The organism is Mesorhizobium vachelliae, from assembly GCF_033977325.1.
In the GTDB taxonomy this organism is placed as follows: Bacteria; Pseudomonadota; Alphaproteobacteria; order Rhizobiales; family Rhizobiaceae; genus Mesorhizobium; species Mesorhizobium vachelliae.
Genome location: NZ_JAVIIR010000004.1, coordinates 365471 through 390603 on the forward strand (window position 1 = coordinate 365471; position 25133 = coordinate 390603).

The window sequence follows — 25133 nt, forward strand, 5'->3', positions numbered from 1 at the left end:
AAAGTGAGCGGCGCCGCCCGAAGCTGCCAATCTCCCCCCTCGTGGGGGAGATGTCCGGCAGGACAGAGGGGAGCGCGAAGGATCGCTGCCCAAGCGGCCCTTAGCCGGCGCCGCCTTTAAACTCCTTCGCCAGCAGATAAAGCTCCACCGATTCATCCCGCGAGGCCGGCGGCTTCACATGATGGACCGAGCGGAAATTCTGCTTCAGCAGCGACAAGAGCTCGTTCTCGGCGCCGCCCTGAAAGGTCTTGGCGAGGAAATGCCCGCCGGGCTTCAGGACGTGCAGCGCGAATTCGGCCGCGACTTCGCACAGATGCATGGTGCGCAGATGATCGGTTCGGCGGTGGCCAGTCGTGGGCGCCGCCATGTCGGACAGCACCACGTCCGGCTGACCGCCGAGCGCTTCGGCAAGTTTTTGCGGCGCGTCCGGATCGAGGAAATCCATCTGCAGGATGACAGCGCCCGGAACCGCATCCATTTCGAGATAGTCGATGCCGACGACATGCGGATTTTCCGCCGCGGACTTGGTTCGCGCAGCCGCCACCTGGCACCAGCCGCCGGGGGCAGCACCGAGGTCGATCACCTTCATGCCAGGCTTCAAGAGATGGTGCTTGTCGTCGATCTCGATCAGCTTATAGGCGGCACGCGAGCGGTAACCGTCGGCCTTGGAGCGCTGCACGTAAGGATCGTTCATGTGGCGCTCGAGCCAACGGCGCGAGGATTCCTTCAAGCCGCTCTTCTTCTTGATCCTGGTCTTGAGGACGCGCAGGCTGGCTGAGCCGGGCTTTTCGGGTTTCTTCGTCATTGCCTGATTTCTTGCCCGAGCATGATCCTGTGCGAAAACCGATCGCCACGTTTCGCTGGCCCGGTCCGGAAATTTAGGATCACTTCTGGTCCGCTTTTTCTCGCTCGCTTTGTCGTGCCGGTCTTGCGGCGGCTTCGCGCTTCACGGAGGGCTTCCCCCACTCCGTCGCCGCTTCGCGGCGCCACCTCTCCCCCCTCCGGAGGGAGAGGAAGGGTGCAAGCTGGAATCGCCTCGCGCCTTTCCTCTCCCCCGTCGATCGGGGGAGAGGTGTCGAGCGAAGCTCGACGGAGTGGGGGTCGACCGCTCATCAAAACAGCGTAGCCACTTTTTGGGATCATGCGCGGCGCCCATCGTTGCGCCAGACGCCGTCATCGGCCATCAGCTCGCTCAAAATTCCCTCGCGCAGGCCGCGGTCGGCGACGCGCAGCCGTTCGGACGGCCAGACACCGCGGATCGCTTCCAGGATGGCGCAGCCGGCGAGAACGAGGTCGGCGCGGTCGGCGCCGATGCAGGGATTGGCGCAGCGCTGCTGGAAATCCCAGCCGATCAGGCGCTCGATCATGCGGTCGACGCTGTCCCGGTTCATCCACAGCCCGTCGACGCGGCGGCGGTCGTAGCGGTCGAGATCGAGATGCACGCCGGCGAGCGTCGTCACCGTGCCGGAAGTGCCGAGCAGATGGAAGTTGGGGCTGGCCAGCACATGCGCGAGCCGGTCGCGGCCATCGAAGGCCTTCAGCCGGGCGGCCACGTCTTCGACCATGGCGGCAAAGGTCTCGCGCGTCACCGTGCGGCCGCCGAAGCGCTCGGCGAGCGACACCACGCCGACGGGCAGCGAGGTCCACGACACAATGTGGTTGGCCAGACGTGGCGAACGCCGTCCGGTCAGGTCGATCAGCGCGATTTCCGACGAGCCGCCGCCAATATCGAACAGCACCACGCCTTGCGTGTCGCGCTCGACCAGCGAGCCGCAGCCGGAAACGGCAAGGCGGGCCTCGGTCTGCCGGTCGATGATCTCGAGCTTCAGCCCAGCCTCGCGCTCGACGCGATCCAGAAACTCGACACCGTTGGCGGCCGAGCGGCAGGCCTCGGTGGCGATCAGCCTGGCTTTCCTGATCTTGCGGTTGCGCAGCTTCTCGCCGCAGATCTTCAGCGCCTCGACCGCGCGGTCCATCGCCGCCTGGCCGAGCCGGCCGCTGGCCGTCAGCCCCTCGCCCAGCCTGACGATGCGCGAGAAAGCGTCGATGACGCGGAACTGACCATGACGGCCAGGCACCGCGACCAGCAGCCGGCAATTGTTGGTGCCGAGGTCGAGCGCGGCGAAGACAGGCAATTCCTGCTGCGGTGGACGCTGCGGGGCCGCCGGCCTTGACGCAACCGGCGAAGGCGCGCTCCGAGGCTGGCTTGCCGCCGAGGCGGCAGGCGCGGCATGCGGCACGGCGCCGTTCTCGTCGCGCACGAACACCTTGCGGCCGCGCTTGCGCTTGCGGCGCTTGCGCGTCTTGCCTTTCGGCTGATCGCCATGCTGGTCGGCCTGACTTGCGCCGGCCTGTCGCTGGCCGGCATGTCTGGGGTCGGCATGTCTTTGATGTGCACCCGCGTGGCGGCTGAATCGCGCCGGGTGCGGGCCCGCCGACTGCGTCTGCGTTGCCCCGGACACACCCACTGCCGACGCGCCCGCGCCGGTATCGTGGTCTTCCACTTCAGTTCCTTCCGGCGCCGCGCGAACCGGGAACGGACGCAGCAGGCACCTCGATTTGTTTCAAGTTGGCAACAGAGTAGCAGTGCCGTTCGCAATCACCAAGAGCGCTGGGCCGAATTTCGCCAACGTCACATTCGACAAGGTCACGTTGGGGCAATGTCTTGCCGGTTGAATAGCCGGCTTCAATCAGGCATGTCTCAAATGAGGGTTCGAAGGGTTGGGCAACATCAAATCAATGAGCTGCAACGCATGATGACGACGCCATGAATTGGAGGCGCTATTTCTGGCCGGTCATAGGCATCGCGGCAGTGGCGTTCTCGCTGTGGCTGCTCATCCACGAACTGCGCGGCGTCTCGCTCGATGATGTCTGGGCCGGCATCGTCGCCATCCCGCCTCGCGATTGGGTGCTCGCGGCGCTGAGCTCGGTCGTCGCCTATGCCTCGCTCGCCGGCTACGACCACATAGCGCTGCTGCATATCGGCAAAAAAGTATCGTGGCTGTTCGTCACGCTGTGCTCCTTCACCACTTACGCGGTGTCGCACAATATCGGCGGCTCGGTGTTTTCCGGCGCGGTGATCCGCTATCGCGCCTATGCCACGCGGGGGCTGACCGGCCAGGAGATCGGCGTGCTGGTGGCGATCTGCTGGTTCACCTTCATCCTGTCCAGCGTTTTCCTCGGCGGCCTCGTTCTGCTGTTCGAGCCGCAGATCATCGATCGCTTCACAGGCGCGCCGCATCATGGCGCTGCGCTCGCGGCGGGGCTCGCCATGCTTATCCTCGTCGGCGCCTATGCCTTCGGCAGCTGGCTGGGGCTGAGACCTTTGAAGATGGGCAGCTTCCAGCTCCACTACCCGGCGCTGCCTATCGTGGCGCGACAGTTGCTGATCGGGCCGGTCGAACTGCTGGGAGCCGCCGCGATCATCTACTTTGCCCTGCCCGACGCCGGCAATCCCGGCTATTTCGTCGTGCTCGGCGTGTTCATGGTGTCGTTCTCGATCGGGCTGCTGTCGCATGCGCCTGGCGCGCTCGGCGTGTTCGAGGTCGTCTTCCTCACCGGACTTTCGGACATGGATCCGGTCGGCGTGCTTGCGGCACTTCTGGTGTTCCGCCTGTTCTACCTCATCATCCCGCTGCTGGTCGGCCTTGGCGTGGTGCTCTATTTCGAGCATTCGCAGTACAGCAAAGGCGAAAGCTGAAGCCTTCCGCCCCCCAACGCATGTCGCCCAAAAGTGCCGAGCGGTTTTGGATGAACGACATGCATGGGACAAAGGCCTCAAAAAGGCTGCGATTGAACTCAGCTGCGGGCTTGACTATTTTTCGATGGCGGCTACAAGGCAGCGCTCGCGGCACATGAGCCGCCCGCTTCGCGCGGTACCACCCGCGCCTGCTGGGGAATAGGTTAACGGTAGACCCACGGACTCTGACTCCGTTAGTCCTGGTTCGAATCCAGGTTCCCCAGCCAAACCGCTCTCAGAAATCCTTGAAATCCGCGAGATTCCGCGCCTTTCGCCAAGTGGCTGTTTCGCGCTGAACCGACCTTGCCCAAGTGGTGCCCACAACTGATGTCCAGAGCTGGTGTCCATCCGCCCTGGACGATGGGAGCAAGGGCGGATGGGATTGCGCAGGCACCAAGTCGAAAATCTCGTTCTCAGAGGTCCAATCTTCTATTGGCGGGCGCGCATTCCCGTCAGCTTCGCGGCAGCCGGAAACGCACGGCTTTCATTGAGCCTTAGGCTCTCCGACCGTAAGAAGGCATCCGTAGTGGCACAGCGGCTCAACGCCCTGCTGCTCCAGGTGCAGATGATGCCGAAAGCGAGAATGGCGACCAAGGAACAGCTCACGAAGATCTTCGCGCTCGAGGTCGAGGCCATGCGCGAGGAGATCGACGCGCTCGATCGCGCCGCCAAGCGCAGCGGTACACTCCGCGACCCTTCCCAACGCGAAGCCGACCGGCAGGTCGGCTGGGCCTACCGCCTCCTCGACGCCTACGGCGCGAAGGAAGAGCTTTCCTTCGAAGAGGGAGGCGAAGCCCGCGAGGCACTTCTGGATGCGGGCGCCGGGGTAGACGACATCCCCTTCATCGCCGCAACATACCAGTCCGAACGAGAGGGCCTGCTTTCGGATCGCCGGGGACTGACGCGGAGCCCGTTCCTGCGGGATGTGCTTCACCGCATGGCGCAAGTCGGTCTCAAGGACACGGCACTCGACCGGGACGCCGCGATCGAAGAAATCTACAGGGCCCGCGCCGACGCACTGCTTGCTTCAGCGACGGACCCGAGAAAGCCGAAACTGTCGGGAGGAGCCCGGGAGCGCGAACGGGCGGCGATCGATGTCATTCCCGCGCCTGCCCCTGCGAGGCCCAATGCGATGTGGAACGTCGACGCAGGGGAAGCGATCCCTGAGCTTGTGCCACTGGATCCGACGGTTGCGGCCTCGCCTGCAAACCCCGCATCAACGCCCCCCGCGACAATCGAGCCGGGCGAAGCAACACGTCCGGTCCCCTCGCCGGCTTCCACCCTAGGCAAGGGCAAGGCACGCAAGGACCTGCGTCTTTCCGGGTTCGATGAGCAGGTTGAAAAGCTGATCGCCAACAATCAGGACCAGTGGGAAGACGACACCGCGTCCGATGTTCGCGTGCTGGTTGGCGTGTTCCGCGGCATCCTGGAAGAGCACGGCGTGACGCATTCCGGGGAGATCACCCAGGAGCATGTCGCGGCGCTCCGCCAGCACTTCAATCACATTCTCCCGAATTGGGGCCGTAGCCCTCGGCTGCGCAGCCTTTCGTCGCGAGAACTCCGCGAGGAAAGCCGCAGGCGCGCCGACGAAGATGAAGCCAAGGGCAAGAAGATTCGCCTGGGATTGAAACCTGCGACGATCCGTCGGCACCTCGGCAATCTCGACCATTTCCTAAAACACCTGCGATCGTCCTACTTCACTGTTCCTGAGTGGACCTTCGAGGGGTTGCGCCCAAGGAAGCCGCCGAAGGGCGAAGTCAGGCTCCAACAGGTCAAGCCTCAGCCTGAGGAGATTCGGCCCCTTTATGACATCCCGATCTTCACGGGCCGGCTGAGCGCGGAGAACCCGGAGCTTCCAGGTGACCTTACCTTCCACTGCGCAAGCTTCTACCTGCCGATGCTCTATACCTATCTGGGGTCCCGGCGGAACGAATTCGCCGGCCTGATGGTCGAAGAAGTCATGCAGCGAGATGGCCACTGGGCGATCCAGATCAAGCGGAACGAGGTTCGGCGGATCAAGAACGCCCAGTCGCATCGCCTGCTGCCGTTACCGAACGAGCTCCTACGGCTGAACTTCATCGAGTATGTCGAGCGCCTCAAGGAACTAGGGCACAAGCTCCTATTCCCGGAGCTGTTCTCGCCGTACCTGGAAAAGAACGACCCGGGAGACCGCTTCTACAAGGACTTCGTTCCCGTCGCCGAAAAGTGCCTTCCTGACGGCCTTTGGCAGCGGCCGATCCATGCGCTGCGCCACGGCTTCGCCGACACGCTGAAACAAGCCGGAATTTCGGATGGCATCATCGAAGACGTCTCTGGCCGCCTGGGCGAAACTGAAACAGCGACCCGCTATACCAATCCAGCGGGATTGTCGCTGCTGCAGCTGATTATCGCCCGCTATCCTATTATCACTGGGCACTTGGAGCCAAAGCCTATCCGGTTGCTTCCGTGGGTTGAGCATAGGCAACCGCCACCATGGGCTGGGAAGGCGAGCGGCGAAAGGTTCGGCGACAAACGTGGGCGACGGCCAAAGAAGAAGCCGACGTGAGTGTTCCTAGCTCAAAAGGATGGCGTCCATCCATGCAGCAAACGACCAACCGTTAGGCAAAATTTGCCCAGACCGCCCCTGCTCGGCGAACAATTCATCGAATATCAAAAGGGTGGCTACACGTGCTCAGCTACAGCTACATGTGGCGGCTTGCTCTGCACCTGCACGGACACAAAATTGGAATCTGGAATGCCTCAAGCACGTCAGCTTTGCGCCTTCCAAGCGGACACTCACCAATTACGCGAAGTTCATCCGTTGCCGATACCTAGCGTCCACATTACTCTTGCTGACTGTGAACGCCATCCAACGCAGGTGCGCAAATCGCGGTTGCATGGCCTGTTGCCAGGGCGCAGTCGGCATTGAAAGTGTCAGGTACCCGACACCGGGAAAAGCCCTCGCCTGCCGGCTTTCGAGAACACGATCGTCCGGGGCATGAACTCCTTGGGCGGCGTTTTGTTCTCGATGATGTAGATCTGGCAAAAGCTCGAAACCGAAGCGAGATGCTTGTAAAAGCGCTCGTCGAGCGACGTCGCGGCTATCGCTCGCTCGTCATCGGTCAGCGGCTCATCGTCGAGTTCTTCTCGGTACGTGAGCAGCGGCGAGTCCAGTACCAAGAACCCAGGGTGAGGTAACCCCTCGCCCTTACAATAGACCGCGTAGGCGACCGAGAACGCGGAATGTAGCAGCGCCTTGACGCCCTTGCCGTTGCGACCGCGAGGCTTACCATTGATGGCAATGTCGTACGTCTTGTCATTCCAAGTGACCGCCTCGAGCCCAGGATACCCCCAGACGTCCAGCACCTGTTGAACGGTCTGGGCAAACTTGTGTCCGGTCGGCCCGTCGATCCCGATGGTGAGCCCGGCCGCCTTCTGCTTGCCGTGCTTGATCGCCGCAATGGCCGCCCGCTTGGCGTCGAGATCGCTGCGGCGAACCGACAGGGCAATGACGCGATCGATTTCCTCGAACAGCGTTACGTCGCCAGTATAGCCCGTGCGCGGATTCGTCTCTCTCGGCCTGAGGCGCTGAATTTCCTCGAAGTGCCCGCGGGCTTCGGCGCCGAGTGTATGGCCGCGGTTCTCAAGCCCTTCGGCTTCTGCCGTCAAGCTGGCGAGGGTGACTTCGAGATCATTCATGTCCCGTCGGATCTTGGCGATCTCCGCCCGCGCGGCCGTGAGCTGCAGGTCCACATCCCCCAGCGGGTGAGGCTTGTGCTGGTGACCGGGCAACGCTCCGCAGAGCGGGCACGGGTGGTCTTCGAACCGCTGCAGCAGGAAGCCGCCTTCCTCGATCGCCTCGAGTCGGCGGATATCGGTCTCATATGTGCTCTTGAGGTCGAAAAACCGCTGCCGCATTGCCCTCAGCTGCGCGGCGTGGGCTTCGACCTCGCCCTGGGCGTTCAAAGCTTCACGTCGCAGCACAGACAGCTCGTCAATCCGCTCCTGGGCGTCCGCCAGGTCCTCGCCGATTGTCTCGAGGTGAGATTGCAGGCGATCACGCTGTGCGACTAGCTCCGGTACATTGCGGGTCCCCAGTTCGCGGTCAAGGTCGGCGATCATCTCGTCGAGCAGCTGGAGCTTGCCCGTCTTGCCCGCGTCGAGCGTCTTCTTGTCTGGAACCTTGGCGATGGCGGAATCGTCCCGGCCGGTCAGAAGGAACCTGAACGCGTTCCTGTTGAGCGTATCGCTGCTCTTGGGATTGATCTCGGTTGGCGTCTTGCCGCTGAGCATCCGGTCCTCGGTGACCATCACGTACGGCATGAAGAAGCGGAAGCTGAAGGTGTCCAGCATGGCCGCCTGGGTCGAGGCGATCTTGATCGTCCCCAAACCCACTTTGGCCAGAAGGAACTCCGAGAGGCTGCCGTCCTTGGACTTGCCACCCTTACCATGAATCGGACCGAGGACCTGGCTTTCTCGACCGTCCAGGATGCCATCCGGAGCTAGACCGTCGAAAACCTCGATGTCACCCCCGCGCAGCGCACGTCGCAGCGTAACGCTGGTGCCGTCCGCAAACGAGATGCCGAGCAAGGCCGACTCATACTTGTCGCCTTCGGGTGGCGTCTCAGGCGTTTCCCCACCGAACATGAAGTTGAGCGTGGCCACCGTATAGGTCTTGCCGGTATTGGAGCCACCCCACAGGATCGTCAGGTCGTCGTTGAACGCGATTCCTACCGTCGCGAGGCCGGACCCGGTGTAGGTGAGGTGTTCGAGCTGCATCAATGGCGATCGATCAGCCATTTGGCAGCCCCACTTCTGTCTGGAATTCGAGGCTCCACCGATCGATCAGGCGCCGCATTGAGACAAAGGCGGCTGCGCCGTCGTCATGGACGCGGCCGGCGAGCCAGCTCGCACGGTCCGAAAGGTCCCGATTGTAGTCCGAGTTGAGGAGCTTCACGAAAGCCGGTGCGTTATCGCCCGACACGAAGCTGATGCCGTCGGCGGCCTCAACAACCTCGATCAGGCTCACCCGCAACAGCATGCGCAACGCTTCCTGTATCAGCGTGCGGCGAACCCGATATTCCCCGACACGCTCCGGCAGCGCTGGGTGAAGGCTATCTGGGCCGCCCAGATCGGCGGTGTGGACGACGAAGTAATCGAGAAGCGCCAGCGCATCGAGATCGAGCTTTTCCGGATAGAACGCTTCCAGCAAGATGAGCGAACGAAGACCGGTCTCGACAGAACCGTTGAAGACCGGCGTTGCGATAGGCCTCAACGTTTCCATGGCAGTACACCGTCATTGGCGAGGTGATGGCAGGTTCCCTGCTTGACAAGGACGTTGGCTCGATTGTGTCGGCCGAAGATGCCGGAGACTGGAAGCGAGCCGGCCGCAGTCATCACGTCCCGCACTCGTCCCAGGCCCGTCGTCTGCGAATGCACACCGGAAACGCCGTAGAGGATCTCGTCGGTAAACTTTTCTACGTGCTGCGGATCGATGTTGTCGCGGAAGTGGCGGCGGAAGGCATCCGCTTCGAAGTACCGCCGCCGCTGCATAGTCAGGTCAGGGCCATGACTCGCGTGACGAAGGACTTCTGCCGCATCGGCGAAGGGGCGGCCCTCGCTATCGGAGTAGACACCAATGAGCTGTTGCACGTAGCCCTCGTCAGACGAAACATCGGTTGGAACGACGCCCGGCGGTGCTTCACCCGGATCGTCTCCAAACGCGTCGGCGAGGACAAGGTTGATATCGTCCATCGCGAGGATCTTCGGCAGATCAATGCCGCCGATGTTCTGGAAGGCGTAGGCTCCGATGACTGCGCGCAGCTTGTCGGTGAGGACAACCGGCGGCCCCGTGCGGATGCGTCGAGCGCATCGTGCGTCCCATTCTTCCAGCATCTGCTGCTTGAACGAGCTGGGGCTGAAGAGGAGCTTCTCGGCTTTGCGGTTGAAGCCTTTTGGAGCGACGAAGAAATAGGCCGCCGGCGGCGTAAACTCGCCTTCCGAGGCATGGAAGAGTATCTTTGCGATTTCCTCATACATCATGGCGTCGTCCACGCGCCTGCTGAGCATCTTGCACTGGTAGTTGTCCCATTCGCCGTCATGTCGGTCCAGCGTGCGAAACCCTACTGCGTCGCGACCTAGGTCATTCGCGTTCCCGAAAAGATGGTGATCTGGGTACTTCTTGATCTGGCGCGCCACCCAGCGGTGGACAAAGACCTCGAGTTCCTTGTCTTCCATCGCCAGAATGCTCCGGCTGTAGGAGAGATTGCTTTTCACCACCGGCCCCACCGCTCAAGCGTACTGTTCAACAGCTTGTTGCATTACAGGTCAATATCCTCATACTTATAGGTACCTTTGATCAAGGATAGTCATGGTAGCTTGACAGCGCGAGCGTCCGCCCTGAGGGAAGCGGTCAGTCCGGCATCGAGCTGCTGACGTCGGCTTAGCCCCGAAGCGGTCATCAGGCATCGCCTATTTCGAAAGCGGCGCTACCGCAGCTGCTTGCTCGAACTCTGTCATGGAGCGCGCAGGCGGCCGACCATAGGCGTCCATTAAAGCATTCCAGAATCGGAACAGGAGCGCCCGCCGTTCGTCCGGCGTCCAGGTGTCAAGTTCTTCGCCCACATCCACCCATGCACTGACAGCTGGGTAACGCTGAGATTGGTATTCTCCAGGCAGGACAGTCTCGGTCAGATCGCCAGCGCCAAGTCTGATTCCGATCGGGCCCTTGCCGCCCATCGCCCTGATGGCGGCGACGCCCTTGCCGAGGAACATATCGAGCGGTGCGAACGGCAGCGCCGACGCGAAAACCTGGCCGCCGCTGTTCTCGGCGAAACAGTTTGTGTTGACGGCCCAAAGCTCACCGTTCGACTGAAACCATTGCGTCGCGTTGATTACGATCATGTCGTTGCGCGCGCCGGTAATAAGGCCCGAGACCGACAATGCGCCATCGCCATTGAGACCCCAGTCGCCATCTCGACCACGGATGTTCAATGCCACGTCTGCAATCCGCTGTTCGAGCTCGACCTTTGCCGGTACCGACCATTCGCGTGGCGCGATGCGCGCAAAGATCCGCGTCCCGTTCCGCAGCTCAACGCTGCGCCGCGGCTCCTCCATCGCATTGTTGCGGAACTCGAGCTTCTCCCTCGCCGCCGGCCAGATCGCGCGATCGCTGCTGCTCGGCGCCTGCCAGGCGATGGGCGGCGGCGGCGTCCTAGCCGGCGCCTGCTCGGCCAGGATTGGCGCGATGCAGCTTTTCAAGACCTCGGCGAAACGCTTCTGCTCCGCCTTGATCTCCTCCTTCGTCGCCCCGTCCTTCAGGGTATAGACCTTCGCGCCGCTCCGGTGACGCCAGTCGAAGGGGAGCGCCACGGGACCGGGATAGTGCGCGCCGTTCGCCACCAGGATGATGCGGCCTTGCGAGAGCGCATGTTCCGCATAGCCGAGCTCGGACATGACGTTCGGGTTTTGCAGATGCTTCGGCTCCGAACGCTTCTCTACGGCCGTGTTCGGCTGAAGTGCTGCAGGATCGGTTACCCCGACCGGCGTCATATCCGCGACGAACACATTGGCCTTGGCAATCTTGTCCAGGATCGTCTTCGTGATGTCTGGGGTTCCGGCGACATTCTTGGTGTCGTGATCGACCTCGGGTCGTACCGCCTCCTCATAGTCAGGGTCGACAGCGATGAGCTTGCAAGCATCCTTAAGCGCGTCGCGCACAAAATAATGGTGCAGCTTCGGATCGCGATCGCTTTGCCAAGACCAGAATATCGTCGTCATCAAATGCTACCCCCTACAGATCGTCATGCGTTGTCATGCATCAGCGGGCACCGTCATTGCCGAATGCGGTGCAGCCGAAATAGCTTGTCGAAGAAATCCGTGACCCTCGCCTCGGCGCCGCTGCCGACCAGTTCGTTCGCCCCGAACCTGTAGACCTCATATCCGGCAAGGCGCAGTTCACGGTCGGCCGACACCATGTCTGCGTAGACCCTCAATGACGGAAGGTCGTTTTCCGAGAAGTGGTGCCTGCCGTCGACCTCGATCACGATGCGCTGCCGGTTAGGAAGCAATATCAGGAAGTCCATGCGCTGACGCGGCAGCGGAAGGCGATTGCGCAGGGTCTTCACGATGGCGGGGTCGTAGTGAAGATAGACCTGCGGCAGGAGAGCGGGCAGCGCCTCGCCAAGCGCGGACCGATAGGTCTTGAAGTAGGTCGCGAAAAGCTTGCGTTCCGCGTCCGAAGCGATGGATTCCTGGAGGCGCGCTCCGAGCTTTGCGGCGTCGGCCCCCGGCGTAGTCTCGCTCCACCAGGCGACGAGCTCGGACCATAGAAGGCCGCTCGCGCCGATCGGCCGGTGGTAAACAAGGCAGCTATCTTCGCCAGACAGAATGACGATGTCGTTGTTGATCGCGTCGGTGAAGCCGATCTCCGGCTTTGGCCCCCGCGAGGCAAAGATCAGGTTCTTCGGCCTGCCATCGACCCCGCGCACAAGAGAGCGAAAAATGAAGAGCGGATGGCCGGAGATTTCCCCATCCTGGGCCAGCTCATATCCATCCCGTGAAAGGGCCTTGTTCAGGGCGGCGACCGTCTTCGCCTGCTCATCGCCAGATCGGGAAAGGGGGTGAACAGCCTGTTCGAGCAAGGCGCCGAACCTGGCCCTGGAACAATCGAATGCCCCGATTTCTCCGAACAGATGTTCCACCGACCAGTCGCCGGGATTGTGATCCATGTGCCGGGTAATCTGGTCGCGAAGGCTTTTGCCGCTGCTTCCGAAGAAACCTTCAAATGGCGAGGAAAGCGGGAAAAGGCCCTCGACCACTTCCACGGTGCTGCGCTCGCCGGCGAAGTCGTCTCCCAGGACCCGCGCAATGTCCCGCCGTGTGATCTGCGTCAGCGGCGGGTCATCAGCCTCGAGCACCTTGCGCGCCGCTTCGTCGAGGGGGATGTCGCCACGAGCCGCAGCGAATTTCAGTGCCACTCGACCCAGGTCCTCCTGTGTGAGGTTCTCGAGCGCAAGTTCGATACGCTGCCGCTTGGAGAAACCTTCTGGGGCAGGCACGACCAGCCCAGCGATCCGTTGCGGCTCGTCGCTCATTTGCGTGTGGGTCATCCCATACAGGATCCCGGCGACATGGCCATAAAGCTCATCCGCCACGCCCGGTCCCTTTCAGGATCACGCGCAAGAATGCAAACATCCGCGTAAACAGGTAGTCGACCTGATCCGGAGAGGTCAGCGCTTCCTGCGTCGTCTCGGAATGACGAATGCGGAAGCTGTTCCCGACAGTGGTCAGATCGGCCGCCTCCCGGCCGAGGGCATCACGAAATCCAGTGCCCGGCGCGGCGACGCGGTCCAGCAGAGCATCGGCCTGCGCGCGCTTATTGGCGCCGGGCTCCAGCGTCTTCAGCCGTTCAAAAGCGTCCCACAGTTTCTCCAGCGCATCCTGCCGGTCTTCGAGCTCTGGCGAGAGAAACCGTTGCCGCGCCGCTTCGAGCAGCCGGTCCGTCTCCGCTTCGCCAGTCTGAAAGATCGCCCAGCCGAGCGCATTGGCGACAGGCTGGGGAAGAAGCCGGCGGGCCTGCCCGGTAGACGTCAGTTCATAGGCAACCCCGTTGCGGCGAAACAGGAGGTTAACGTCTGTCACAAATCGCGCAAGGCCGGCATCCCGATTCCAGCTCAAGTGATAGTGCCCGAAGTAGGAGTGATAACTGCCCTTAATCGGTTCGCCGACAGCGCCGGCGCAGAACTCAAGCAGATCGAGAATCACCGGCGTTTCGGGCAATTCACTCGCGGTGAGCGGCCACCCGATCCACGGCACCTCTGCACCCAGCACGCGACTGAAGGCCGGCGCGTCACATCCACAGGGACCGTTCCCGTCAGAACACTGTTCTGGAAAGCGCTGGCCGAACGAACCATCGCCGATCCTCGTGAGGATCAAGCTGTAGAGACCGGCCCATAGGCGCTCATCAATCACATCGATTGTTGCAGGGCGGACCCCGTACTCACGATCCGTAAAATAGGTCGACACCCTTCCCCCTTCATCGCTTTCCAGCACAGTTCTCCCCTCCTGCGATGTCTGCGCATCGCTTGATCAGGCCTCGAAAGCTTCCGCGTGGTCTAGCAGCAGGCCGCTCCCCGCCGCACAAGGAAATTGCGAGGTGAATCGTGAATTCAGAGCAGTTGGAGTCAGCAGATCGTTTCGCTCTGCTCTCGATCTACAAAGGATGCGCGTGTTTCACAAGTGGACAGGAAGCGCGTTGCGTGATGAAAAGCTTCAGATTCGAATTCCGACCGGCCACCCGTAAGCAAACGGCGGCGGTGAGCATTGATGGGCTTGGCCCGAACGGCTGATTAGACCCAAAAGCTGTCTTCGATAGATCGATGGGGTCGCCTGCCGAAAGGCAGCTATCGGCTCGGCACGTCCTATAACCGGACAGTCGGCTGTCGGCCCCAATCCAGCCCTTCTCACCCGGAATTTCCCAACGCCGCACGCGATGCAAACGTTGAATACCCAGCAACCCTATGGGAGATAGCGGAGCAGGAAAAAAAGCGTTTTCGGATAAGTAATGACCAAGGCAGACCTCGCGATCCTTAAATACTGGCGATCATCGGTCGCAGACAGTGCAATCGGAGACGCCTGCCTGACGAGCAAAATGCTCGAGGAATTTTACAGCCTTTCGCGCGAAGAAGCCGAAACTGGCATTCTCGGGCGGAAGGCCGTTGATTTCCTGTTTGACAAAGTGCCGCCGCACGTGCGGCGTATCGCAGTCAGCTATCGCCCATTCCATGTCAGGCGTCAGAGCCTGCACACAAGATCGCGCGGCGATGGCCTCCCGCTTGAGGTCACGCCGGTGGTGACGGAAGCGCAGGTCACACGCGAAGGCCGGATCATTCCCAACCATAGTGTCATTGCACGGGATATACTCGACCCACTTGCGCGTGGCGCCTTCTCAGTCGGCCGCGTCGCGGATCTCGACAGCTTCCTGACGGCTCAACCATTCGCAGCGAAAGAAGAAGATCCGGATCTCTGGCAGCACTACCAGAACCACTGGCAAAAGATGATGGCTGAAGTCGGCGGTAACTGGCCAGCTGCGGATCCGGAATACCAGATTGTTGGACATGGGGTGATACGACCCGCGACCGAGGCAGCCGCGACGGTAAAGCAGATCCTCGACCTGAGCGATGCCCTGATCCGTGAAACGCCGGAGAGCGCGCTTCTGGCGAATTTCGCACGGAGGGCATTCCGCGAAGCCGAGCCTGCGCGCCAGCCCCCTTTCCCACTAGCGGAGCGTCTTGGCCATTCCAGCGACGAATTCCCCGTCGCCGACCATCAGCGCGAAGTCCTCGCTCATCTGGCAGCGACGCGCGACGGCGACATTCTGGCCGTAAACGGCCCGCCGGGTACCGGAAAGACGACGATGCTCCTGTCGGCCATCGCCGGCGCATGGGTCAGCGCCGCGCTCGCGCAAGCCGATCCGCCATTGATCGTCGCTGCATCGACCAACAATCAGGCGGTCACGAACATCATCGACGCCTTCGGCAAGGACTTCGCGCGAGGGCAAGGTCGCTTTGCGGGCCGGTGGCTGCCGGATATCAAAAGCTTTGGTCTGTTCCTCGCCGCTCTCAGCAGGGAAGCGGAAGCGTCGGCTAAATATCAGACCGAACTTTTCTTTCAAAAACTTGAAACGTCGGATTATCTGAAGCGCGCTCGCGAAGCCTATCTTGAGGCGGCTCGGAACGCTTTTCCAGACCTGACGCGGGTGGACGTGGCAGCGGTCGTCGCTGCCCTGCACCGGCTTCTGCGGGAGGAAAGCAGCGTTCTGGTTCGAGCCGACGAAGCTTACGCGAAATGCCGCGCGGCGCATCATGCTGTCCAGCGATTGCTCGGAGACGAACCGGGTTCCGCCCTCTTGAGACTTCGCGAGGCGAAGGAGCGTTGCACAGCCGAAAAGACTGCTGCCGAAGGTCTGCTACACAAATGGGAAGGTTGGCTTGCCGCTGAGCCGATGCTGCTTTCTCTGTTCGGTTTCCTGCCGCCGGTCGGGAAAAAGCAGGTTCTGCGGGCGCGAGTATTTTTGCGCGAAGCGCGTGCGCCCGAAGAATTTGCGACGGTCGAGCGGATCGACGAGATCGAAGGCCGTTTGAAGGCCTACGCGAGCGATACCGCCGCGCGAACGAAGAAGGCCAAGGACGCTTGCGACCAGGCGGAGCAGGCCATGGCAGAGCACAGCCTGCGAGAAGAAGCGTGGCGCACGCTGGCGGCGAGCCTTCTGCCAAACTCACAAGATGGCGCGGATCTGTTGGCAATCGACCGCGCGGCTGATCGTTCGGTGCGTTTTCGTCTCTTCCTGCTTGCAACTCACTACTGGGAGGGCCGCTGGCTGCTGGAGATGGAAAAGGCACTGCCGTCACTCCAGCGTGTGCAGAAAACCGGTCGCGGCGGCAATGACCGCAGCTTGGTCGGACCGATGTGGTCTCGCCGGATGATGCTGACGCCATGCGCCGTTTCCACCTTCGCGACATTGCCGCGCAAGATGACCTGCCGTGACAACGCCTCGGGCAGCTATCGCACGGAATACTTATTTAATCATATCGATCTTCTGATCGTGGACGAGGCCGGTCAGGTGTTGCCTGAGGTCGCGGGACCATCTTTCGCGCTGGCGAAGCGGGCTCTGGTGATCGGCGATATCCAGCAGATCGAGCCGATCTCGACGCTCACTGCTGCCGTCGATACCGGTAACCTGATCGAGGCGGGACTTCTGCCGCCAGACGCAGGCCAGGAGGCCTTGCAGGCGCTCGACAAGGTGGGCCTTACGTCGCGCAGCGGGAGTGCGATGCGGCTGGCGCAGTCAGCCTGCCGCTTCTACGCCTATCCGGAACTGGAACGAGGTCTCTATCTCTTCGAGCATCGGCGCTGTTTCGACGAAATCATCAGCTTCTGCAACGAGCTCTGCTACAAGGGCGCGCTGCAGCCGATGCGCGGCCCGGCGAAGAACAGCACGCTGCAGCCGATGGGCTATCTCCATATCGACGGGATGGCGATATCGTCGGGCGGCAGCCGGTTCAACCCGCTGGAGGCCCAGACCATTGCAGCCTGGCTCGCCGCCAATGCCGAAAAGCTGAAAGCACGCTACGGCAAGCGCCTGGAAGATATCGTCGGGATCGTCACACCCTTCGGCCGCCAAGTCCGGGAGATCCGTAGAGCCTGTGCTGATCGGGGCATCGACATCGGCCGGCACGGCATGACCGTCGGCACAGTGCATGCACTGCAGGGCGCCGAGCGCGATGTGGTCATCTTTTCACCGGTCTACTCCAAACATGCCGATGGGAGTTTCATCGACCTCTCGCCCAGCATGCTCAACGTGGCGGCCTCACGTGCGAAAGACGCCTTTCTGGTCTTCGGCGACATGGATACGCTGGCTTCCGCACCTCCAGGCAGCCCGCGATCGGTCCTTGCAAACTTTCTCTCCAGAGACAAGGCAAACGAGATGGTCTTCGATGTGCCATCGCGAACCGATTTGTCCAAGGGGATGCCAGCACTCGAATCCTTGCGTGATGCGGCAGAGCACGATGCCTTTCTGCTGAAGGAATTTGCGAACGCTCGGCGCAGGCTTTGCGTCGTCTCGCCCTGGATCAATATTGCAACCATGAAGCAGGTCGGATTTACCGAGGCCATCATTGCAGCCCGTGCAAGAGGCGTCGAGGTGGAGATTTACGCCGATCCCGATCTAACCCGCAACCGCGGCAAATCGGGACAGGACATATTCGCAAGCGCACATGAGGTTTTGACCGGGTTTGGCGCTAAACTCCACGCCGTCCAACAGCTTCATACCAAGCTGGTGTGGGGGGACGATGCGGTACTCGCTGTCGGTTCTTTTAATTGGTTCAGCGCGCACCGCACTGGCGAATTTGCCCGCCATGAGACTTCGATCGTCTATCGTGGCAAGCATTTAGGTCCGGAAATCCAAACTCTCGAAGATAGCCTGAAAGCCCGTACGCGAGCTTTGTGAGTTCGTTTCACTGAACCGGTCGCCGCCATTTTGTGGCATGCGGTTCCATTGGATAGGCAAAGTTTGCCCGCATGCCATCGCGGCGTCTGGATCTTGAATCGCCTCCCCTGCAAACGCCGTTTTGTGGAGTAATGGGGAGAACACCAGACTGGGATGATGACGGCGTTTGGGATAGGCATCCCATCTGGTGGGACGGAAGCCGTGAGCGCGAAGCTTGGTCGCCCTGCTAGTTCCCGGTCTCCTCATCAGGATGGAAGCCGAAGAGCAGATGCACCTTCCGCTGGAATGACCAGCCTTCGCCGTAGCGGATGACGAGTTCCTGCCAGGCCTTGCGGGTTGCCGCGGGATTGAACCCTTGGTTTTCGAGCCGATGGGAGATTTCCCTGACCAGCCGGGCCAGGTCCTGATGGCGCCCGTGCGCCAGGTTCTCGGTGATCGCAAAGTGCAACAAAGCACGCGCTATGTCGTCCCGGCCCGGCGCCTTCTCGCGCTTGCGCTGCGCGCGATAGCGCTGCTGATAGAGCCTCTGCTTTTCCAGCCTTTCCTGTCTGCGGTCCATGCTCGCCCTCCTCCTGCTCCGGGTTGCGCCACCACGGTGGCAGCCCGGCTTGCAAGCGACAAACGGCGTATCGGCTGTAACGGGTTTTTCGGATTCCGAATCGCTTCGCGCGGTTTCTGAATCGATCCCCGCGACCTTCGAATCGGAATAGCGCAAATTGCCTCGATTTGACTTGAGGTGCCCGCACGGTGCGAGGCGCGCGGATCGGTGTCGGTAACGCCTTTCGAGCAAACGGCGTTTGGTCTGTAACGGAAGTCCGCAAGCCTGAATCGGATTACCGCAAATCATCTCAAATCAGGTTGGATTGCGGGCAGTTCGTTTCGAGTTGCGGGACCATTGCCTGGCAAGCATGTGCCGCGATAGGCCTGCTAGCTGACCGTTCGGGCATCATTTCAGGCTCGACGCGATGTCATGGCCCTTCCCGATCGCTCCTCTCCTAAAGCCTCCCCGCCCGGCAAGGCGAGGCTCGCGATAAGCGCCGCGAGCTCCTTGCCCTCCAGCGTACCGTGGCGCACGAGCGCCTCGACGATCATGTCGAGCTGGTCCGATCAGCTTGCGGATGTCCGCCTGCGCTTTCTCCAGACGGGGCTGACGTGACCGGCCAGGGTGGGCTCGGCATGGATTCTGGCGCGATATTGGGAACTAAACGGCGCGCGGTTCGTCGAGGCCGACGCAAGCGGCTTCACCATGACCATCACGATCAACACTGATTTCTATCCATCGCAGGACGAAGCAAACGATGCGTGCGACGCGGCGCTGGGCTGCCTTTCCGACTGCCTGACGTCCGTGCCCTACCTTCAGGGTGACGACAGCCCTCGACTTTACCCCAGAAAGCAAGCAAAGGCGGCCTGAGGGACTGCCATGGCGGCCAGCGCGATTTGGTTCAATCAGTGGGATCGGCGTCTACAAAATATTGCTGTTCATCCGAACTCGGGCATACTTGTGTTTCGGTGCTTTTCCCATGAAATCTTCTCCGAAAGGCGCAAGGAAGAATGATACATGGCGGCGACGCCGGTCGAGAGCATCTGGACGTCAAAGGACATCGTAACGGCCATCATCGCTACCGGCCTGGTCGCGGCCGCTGCCTCCTGGTGCGTGGATCTGGTCAAGACCTGGTGGAGCAAAAGGAACGCCGCGCGCTACGGAGCGATGCGGTGCGCCACAGAATTGGAACGCTACGCGGTCGACTGCTGGCACCTGTTCATCATGGGCCAAGGCGAATTTCAGCAACACCAGAACATCAGTGGCGGCTCTATGCCAGCCGCTCCCGAATTCCCCGATGACATCGACTGGAAGGCCCTCGCGCCGCAGATAGCCAACGATGTGCTGTCGTTTTCGAACGTCACGAAGGTCTCCGAATCTCTCGCCGACTATTCGCATACGTGGGAGCAAAATCCATTCGACTATCATGCGGCCGCCAAGGAACGAGGCTTGGAAGCGTTGAAGCTCGCCGGTCGCATCCGGAATACCTATGATCTTAAATCGCCAAGCGGCCTCGATCGCGCATGGAAAGTGCTTCGGGAATAAATGCTGCCGATTTGGGTCCAATATCTCCAGTCGCTACTCACGCCGACGATCGCTCTCGCCGTCGGCATTATCGCCTACAGGCAATGGAAGACCGCACACAGCAAGCTGGTACTAGATCTCTTCGAGAAGCGGCTTGACGTCTATCGTCATGTTCGCAGCGCGGTAAGCGTCGTTAACACGACTGGAAAGACGAGCCGCGAGGCTGAACTCGCCCTGCTTGAGGCGATCAATGCCGCGGAATTCCTGTTTGGGGACGACGTTCGAAGTTATCTTGAAGGCATGTGGCATCGATTCATCAAGATGAATGCCGCCAATGCGATGATAGAAGGCGGCGACACTCCAGAAGTCCGACGCAGCAATATCGAGGCCCAATCCCGGCTTCTCAATGAAATCACCCAATTCTACTACGAGGGGTCCGATGTCTTCGCGCCCTACATGCGCATGGAGCATCGACTAAGGCCGCCACTGAAGACTCGCCGACAACGACCCGCGTCTTAAATCTTAAATCAGCGGGGAAAACACCTTTTGCGAACTCGACTTGAAATCGAGAATCCGCCAAGATTTTTGATCATATTTTGGCTTGGAGGATTATTGATGGCCGAGGACAAAAAGGAACCGCCACCACCGCCGCCCCGCGAACCGCCGCCGCCGCCACCGCCGGACTGGGGAGGCAAAAAGAGCGAGACGGACCCCCTCAAATACCGGTGACGGCCAAGCGAATAGCTCCGATAAGCAACCCTGTTGTCGGAGCTATTATGCCTAGGCGCTTCGCCCAGGCCAACGCTCTTGCGCCCTCTTCATTGGTCTTCCGATTTTGATCCTGAACCGCTTTGGCCTGGCTCAGGTAGTGACCAATAACATCCTCCACCTGGACACGATCGTCGGCTGTCCATTGCCAGAATTCAGCTGGGCGTCCCGGTAGGCCAATGTCGGCTGGTGTCATTGCACGCAGACAGAAATAGCAGGCCAACCCGAGCGTCAAGGCAATCGCTGCAGTGGATGGACCTGCAAAATGCAGCAACGGGTCAACACCCAGGAAGCCTGATGCGGCTGCCACTGCCGTCGCTGCCCCGACTGTCACATAGACGCGAAAGAGAGCCATAGCTTGGCGATCTGTGAAGATTATCAAGTTCAGCAGCGCCGCATCTCTCGCGCGCACGTCATCCATAACGATCTTCAAATCGGCATGCTTCATGGAGAGACCCATCTTCTTTCACTGAGGCCACCTTCACTATTGCCCGGTTTCCAATGGCGGACAACGTGTACAACTGACGGCCCTTTTCTATTTCACCGATTGAACAGATCGCGCTCGCTGCCGACACCGCGCTCCGAGCAGAGCCCGGGCTATGTCGTCCCGGCCCGGCGCCTTCTCGCGCCTGCGCTGCGCACGATAGCGCTGCTGGTAGAGCCTCTGCTTTTCCAACCTCTCCTGTCTGCGGTCCATGCTCGCCCTCCTCCTCTCGTGGGTTGCACGACCATGGTGGCGGCCCGACTTGCAAGCGACAAACGGCGTAGGGGCTGAAACGCGCTTTTCGGATTCAGAATCGCTTCGCGCGGATTCAGAATCGTTCCCGGCGATCCTTGAATCGGAATAGCACAAATTGCCTCGATTTGACTTGATGTGCCCGCACGGTGCCGGGCTTGCGGATCCGCGTTGGTAACGCCTTTCGTGCAAACGGCGTTTGGGCTGTAACGCAGGTCCGCAACCCTGAATCGGATTACCGCAAATCATCTCAAATCAGGTTGGATTGCGGGCAGTTCGTTTCGAGTTGCGGGACCATTGCCTGGCAAGCATGTGCCGCGATAGACCTGCTAGCTGACCGCTCGGGCATCGTTTCAGGCTCGACGCGATGTCATGACCCTTCCCGATCGCGAGGCGCCTCTCCTGAAGCCTCCCTGCCCGGCAAGGCGAGGCTCGCGATGAGTGCTGCGAGTTCCTTGCCCTCCAGCGTGCCGTGGCGCACGAGTGCCTCGGCGATCATGTCGAGCTGGTTCCGATGCCGCCCGATCAGCTTGCGGATGTCCGCCTGGGCTTTCTCCAGACGGGCGCTGACGCGACCGGCCAGGGCGGGATCGGCACGGATCCCGGCATGATAGTCGGCGACATCGCGGTAAAGCAGCGGCTCGCTGCTACCGAAGCCTAAGGAAGCCTCCATGGCATAGGCGAGAGCGGTTGCGCGAGCGAGATCGCTTCGCTCGCTGCCGCCCGAGCCCGCCAGTGTTTCCCCATACGCCACCTGTTCGGCTGCCCGGCCCCCCAGCAATACGGCAAGCATGGCAAGACAACGTTCCCTCGTGTCGATCGCCTCGTCGTCACGGATGGCTTCAACGAAGCCGTCGCCATCCCGACCCTCGATGGTGACCAATGTGACGATGCCGACACCGTGCAGGAGGCGGGCGAGCAGATGCCCGGCCTCGTGGACCGCGATCCGGCGGCGCAGGGCGAACGGCCTCACCGGCCGGGACCCGGCGAGACGGGTTTCCAGATCCGCATAGGCGAGCGGCCGCCTTGCCCGGCGGGCGACCTGGCGTGCCTCCCGCACGAGCCGCTCGATGTCGGCGCCGCTGCAGCCCGCCGCCAGACGCGCGAGGCGGCGCAGGGTCTCCTGTTCATCCATCCTCATGCTCATGGCCGTTTCCCTTTTGCCAGATACCCGATCATGTGCCGCGCAAGGCGAGATAGCCGCCCGACTCCCGCTGACGTTCCCTGCCCGTGCTCGACCTTCGCAGCGCCCTTGCCGCTGCCCACCATCTCCATCGCACCTTCCGCCGGACCCGCGTCGCCCTGTGCCTGCTGCAGTGCCGTGTCCACCACGCCGGCGAGATCGTTCTTCAGGTGATGCCTGATGATGCCGACCAGGGCGTCGGTATCGGGCATGGAGATGTCGATGCGCGTCTCGAGACGACCGGAGCGCACCAGCGCCGGATCCAGGGCATCGGGATGGTTGGTGGCGGCCACGACGATGATGCCGCTCTGCCTGACGACGCCGTCCAATAGCTCCAGCGCCCGGGCGACCACCGAGTTCCAGTAATCCTCGAACCTGCGGCTCGTGGCCGTGCGCCGTCCCAGGCTGTCGACCTCGTCGATGAACAGGATTGCCGGGCCGTTGTCCTCGGCTTCCTTGAACGCCGCCGTCATGCGCTTCAGAACATCGCCGAGATAACCGGGCTCCAGCCAGGTCGCCACCGATGTCGCAACCAGTGGAACCTGGAGCGTGTTGCAGAGCGCCCTGGCAAACGTCGTCTTGCCGGTGCCGGGCGGACCTGCGAGCAGAAGCCTTGTGCTCATGTCGGACCAATCGAGTTCACCCCGCCGCCACAAATCCAGATCCTCCTTCAGCGCCAGCGCCCAGCCGCGTGCCTCGCCATAACCGCTCAGCGTCTCAACCCGAGGCACGATGTCCTTGTCCGTCTCGGCGCCGCCGAGCGGTTCGGGCTGGATGATCGTGCTGCCAGTGCCCTTCGCTGCATTGCTCCGGAAGGTGCTGATTTCGACCGTCCCGCTGGATGTCCTGAGCTTCTCGCGTTTGTCCGTCCCGTTCGCCTGCGCCTTGCGATGCGCGATAATGTCGGTGAGCAGCCGCAGGGATCGACCTGCGCCGATGCCCGGGCGGATGGCGAGGGCCAGATCGGTCAGCGTCAGAACCTCGCAACCTTCAAGTTGCGGTTCCTCGTCAGCATCCACGGGCGCGACAGCCACACCGCCACGTGCATCCCACTGCCGCGCAGCTTGCTCGCCCGTCACGATGCGGATCGTCGCGTGAATGAGCTCAGGCGAGATGGGTCCGCATAACAGGGCAAGGTCCGCGGCATCGACCAGGGCCTCCGGGAGCTTGCCCGCATCGTCGGCGACGGCCAGGATCGGCAAGACATTGCGCATGGCAAAACTGACCTGCCGATCCCGCAGATCCGCGTCTAGCTCATGGTCCCTGCCCTTGAACAGGATCACCGCGCGTTCCCCGCCGTCCGCGCTGACCCGGTAGAATTCGCGGGTGGAGCTCAGCGAATAGCCGTCGAAAGTCGACGTGATCCCAGGCAGAACGAGGCCACGGCGCAGGAGATCGACGAACACGCTCTCGATGCCTGCCACGCCCGAGACCGCGAAGACCGGCTGGGGCAGCCGCAGCACGGCCTGCAGACGGCCAAGGTCCGACCCAGACCGCGCGGCGGCATCGGCGAGCAGGAGTAGGGCCGCCACCTCGGCGGCATTCGGCGGCCGCGCCGCCTTGCGCATCAGCGCGAGCAGCGCCGGGGCATCGACAACGCCGGCCGGTTTCTCCTCGGCGTGGGATACTGGATCAGGCGGAACACCCTCCGCCGGGAAGACAGGATCGGATGTCTCGCTGCGCGGTGTATCGGCCAGCGCCGTCTCGGTGTTGTCGCCAGTACCTTCCCCGCCCACGGCGGTATCCGTCTCAACCGCGCAGCGATCCGTGGCATCGCCAGGATCGGCATGAGCGGCCAGTACCTGCTCCTTGTCCACGCTTGCCCGCCGCCCGCGCACTGAGCGCGGCTCATCGAACGTGCTGTCGTCGTCCTCGTCGTCGATGCTCTTCCAGCCCGTCAGCTTCTTCACCAGGCGCCCCCGCGGCTGATCCGCGGGGACTGTTCCGGAGATGCGTGCGAGACGCCGGGCGATCCGATCGGCGCTGAGGCCAGCGGCCGCGCTGCCGGGCATCCAGACAACGATGCCGTTGTCGCGGGTCCGTGCTTCGACGATGCCGGCTTCGGCCGCTTTCTCGAGTGCGGCGAGGAAGGCGCGCCTTTGAAGGCGGGCAAGAAAGAAGCGCGTGAGGCGCTCGCGGGTCCGCGTGACGGTGCTACCCATTATCGTGCCTCTCCTTTGACCAGGCGCAGCTTCGGACGCATGAGGGCGGGGGTCGGGACCTGACCGCGCCCGGCAAGCCATCTCCACACAAGGACCGCCGCCGGATTGCCGGCATCGACCTGCTCGACCAGCAGTGCGAGCACGCCGGGCGGGATCGGAACGCTGTGTGCCGCTCCCATGCGGGCGAAACGGATGGCGAGACCGATGGCCATGGACGCGTCGCCGAAGGGCCGCGCATGCCCCTCGCAGGAACACGCCTCGACCCAGCCGGAACGCACGCGCATGATGCAATCACGGCTGTGGCCGGCGGTCTCCAGCAGCGCCGCGATCGGGCTGTCCCTCGCCACGGAAACGCCAATCCCTGTGGCGATCGCGTCGGCATCATCGACGGCCCGGTTGGCCGTAGTCGTTCCGGCATGGTTGTTGTCGTTCAAAAGACTCTCCTGTCGCAGCGGCATGGAGCCGTGCGCAAAGCTGGCTACGATGGTGGATG

General features: G+C 62.0%; 19 protein-coding genes and 1 tRNA gene. 7 read left to right on the forward strand and 13 right to left on the reverse strand.

What is annotated here, in order from left to right; all coding sequences use genetic code 11:
• Nucleotides 1-100 precede the first annotated feature (100 nt).
• Nucleotides 101-805, reverse strand: a complete 705-nt coding sequence (locus tag RFM41_RS12035) for an RlmE family RNA methyltransferase (RefSeq protein WP_320245428.1) — start codon at nt 803-805, stop codon at nt 101-103.
• Between the two features lie 334 nt (nt 806-1139).
• Nucleotides 1140-2504, reverse strand: a complete 1365-nt coding sequence (locus RFM41_RS12040) for a Ppx/GppA phosphatase family protein (RefSeq protein WP_320245429.1) — start codon at nt 2502-2504, stop codon at nt 1140-1142.
• Between the two features lie 263 nt (nt 2505-2767).
• Here RFM41_RS12040 and RFM41_RS12045 point away from each other — a divergent pair, with 263 nt between their 5' ends.
• From RFM41_RS12045 to RFM41_RS12055, 3 genes are all read left to right on the forward strand, one after another.
• Complete coding sequence (locus RFM41_RS12045) at nt 2768-3700, forward strand: lysylphosphatidylglycerol synthase transmembrane domain-containing protein (RefSeq protein WP_320245431.1); 933 nt, start codon at nt 2768-2770, stop codon at nt 3698-3700.
• 192 nt (nt 3701-3892) lie between these two features.
• Nucleotides 3893-3966 (forward strand) — tRNA-Gln (locus RFM41_RS12050).
• Between the two features lie 299 nt (nt 3967-4265).
• Nucleotides 4266-6284, forward strand: a complete 2019-nt coding sequence (locus RFM41_RS12055; RefSeq protein ID WP_320245432.1) for a site-specific integrase — start codon at nt 4266-4268, stop codon at nt 6282-6284.
• Between the two features lie 368 nt (nt 6285-6652).
• Here the strand turns inward: RFM41_RS12055 and RFM41_RS12060 are convergent, their stop codons facing one another.
• The 6 genes from RFM41_RS12060 to RFM41_RS12085 form a co-directional block, all read right to left on the reverse strand.
• Nucleotides 6653-8518, reverse strand: a complete 1866-nt coding sequence (locus RFM41_RS12060; RefSeq protein ID WP_320245433.1) for a hypothetical protein — start codon at nt 8516-8518, stop codon at nt 6653-6655.
• Nucleotides 8511-9002 carry an ABC-three component system middle component 2 gene (locus RFM41_RS12065; RefSeq protein ID WP_320245434.1) on the reverse strand — a complete coding sequence of 164 codons (492 nt, stop codon included), beginning with the start codon at nt 9000-9002 and terminating at the stop codon, nt 8511-8513. The genes RFM41_RS12060 and RFM41_RS12065 overlap by 8 nt, the downstream gene beginning before the upstream one ends.
• Nucleotides 8990-9994 (reverse strand): ABC-three component system protein, encoded by a 1005-nt coding sequence (locus RFM41_RS12070; RefSeq protein WP_320245435.1) that lies wholly within the window; start codon nt 9992-9994, stop codon nt 8990-8992. Before RFM41_RS12070 ends, RFM41_RS12065 begins: the two co-directional genes overlap by 13 nt.
• A gap of 195 nt (nt 9995-10189) precedes the next feature.
• Nucleotides 10190-11497, reverse strand: a complete 1308-nt coding sequence (locus RFM41_RS12075; protein ID WP_320245436.1) for a hypothetical protein — start codon at nt 11495-11497, stop codon at nt 10190-10192.
• Between the two features lie 53 nt (nt 11498-11550).
• Complete coding sequence (locus tag RFM41_RS12080) at nt 11551-12873, reverse strand: AbiJ-related protein (RefSeq protein WP_320245437.1); 1323 nt, start codon at nt 12871-12873, stop codon at nt 11551-11553.
• Nucleotides 12863-13744, reverse strand: a complete 882-nt coding sequence (locus RFM41_RS12085) for a hypothetical protein (protein ID WP_320245495.1) — start codon at nt 13742-13744, stop codon at nt 12863-12865. Before RFM41_RS12085 ends, RFM41_RS12080 begins: the two co-directional genes overlap by 11 nt.
• Before the next feature lie 538 nt (nt 13745-14282).
• Between RFM41_RS12085 and RFM41_RS12090 the strand changes: the two genes are divergently transcribed.
• Nucleotides 14283-17726: an AAA domain-containing protein gene (locus tag RFM41_RS12090; protein ID WP_320245438.1), complete on the forward strand. Its 3444-nt coding sequence runs from the start codon at nt 14283-14285 to the stop codon at nt 17724-17726.
• Nucleotides 17727-17952: 226 nt separating this feature from the next.
• Here RFM41_RS12090 and RFM41_RS12095 read toward each other — a convergent pair whose 3' ends face one another.
• Complete coding sequence (locus RFM41_RS12095) at nt 17953-18285, reverse strand: hypothetical protein (RefSeq protein WP_320319263.1); 333 nt, start codon at nt 18283-18285, stop codon at nt 17953-17955.
• Between the two features lie 687 nt (nt 18286-18972).
• Here RFM41_RS12095 and RFM41_RS12100 point away from each other — a divergent pair.
• The 3 genes from RFM41_RS12100 to RFM41_RS12110 all read left to right on the forward strand — a co-directional run bounded on the left by RFM41_RS12100 (nt 18973) and on the right by RFM41_RS12110 (nt 20310).
• Nucleotides 18973-19137 (forward strand): hypothetical protein, encoded by a 165-nt coding sequence (locus RFM41_RS12100; protein ID WP_320245440.1) that lies wholly within the window; start codon nt 18973-18975, stop codon nt 19135-19137.
• Between the two features lie 147 nt (nt 19138-19284).
• A complete protein-coding gene (locus RFM41_RS12105) occupies nt 19285-19812 on the forward strand; it encodes a hypothetical protein (protein WP_320245441.1) in 528 nt (175 codons plus the stop codon).
• Entirely contained in the window at nt 19813-20310 is a 498-nt protein-coding gene (locus tag RFM41_RS12110) for a hypothetical protein (RefSeq protein WP_320245442.1), read from the forward strand.
• A gap of 196 nt (nt 20311-20506) precedes the next feature.
• Here RFM41_RS12110 and RFM41_RS12115 read toward each other — a convergent pair whose 3' ends face one another.
• The 4 genes from RFM41_RS12115 to RFM41_RS12130 all read right to left on the reverse strand — a co-directional run bounded on the left by RFM41_RS12115 (nt 20507) and on the right by RFM41_RS12130 (nt 25074).
• On the reverse strand, nt 20507-21007 hold the full coding sequence (locus RFM41_RS12115; protein WP_320245443.1) for a hypothetical protein: 501 nt from the start codon (nt 21005-21007) through the stop codon (nt 20507-20509).
• Between the two features lie 658 nt (nt 21008-21665).
• On the reverse strand, nt 21666-22442 hold the full coding sequence (locus RFM41_RS12120; protein WP_320245444.1) for a M41 family metallopeptidase: 777 nt from the start codon (nt 22440-22442) through the stop codon (nt 21666-21668).
• A complete protein-coding gene (locus RFM41_RS12125; RefSeq protein WP_320245445.1) occupies nt 22439-24640 on the reverse strand; it encodes an AAA family ATPase in 2202 nt (733 codons plus the stop codon). Before RFM41_RS12125 ends, RFM41_RS12120 begins: the two co-directional genes overlap by 4 nt.
• On the reverse strand, nt 24640-25074 hold the full coding sequence (locus RFM41_RS12130; protein WP_320245446.1) for a hypothetical protein: 435 nt from the start codon (nt 25072-25074) through the stop codon (nt 24640-24642). Before RFM41_RS12130 ends, RFM41_RS12125 begins: the two co-directional genes overlap by 1 nt.
• Between the last annotated feature and the right edge of the window lie 59 nt (nt 25075-25133).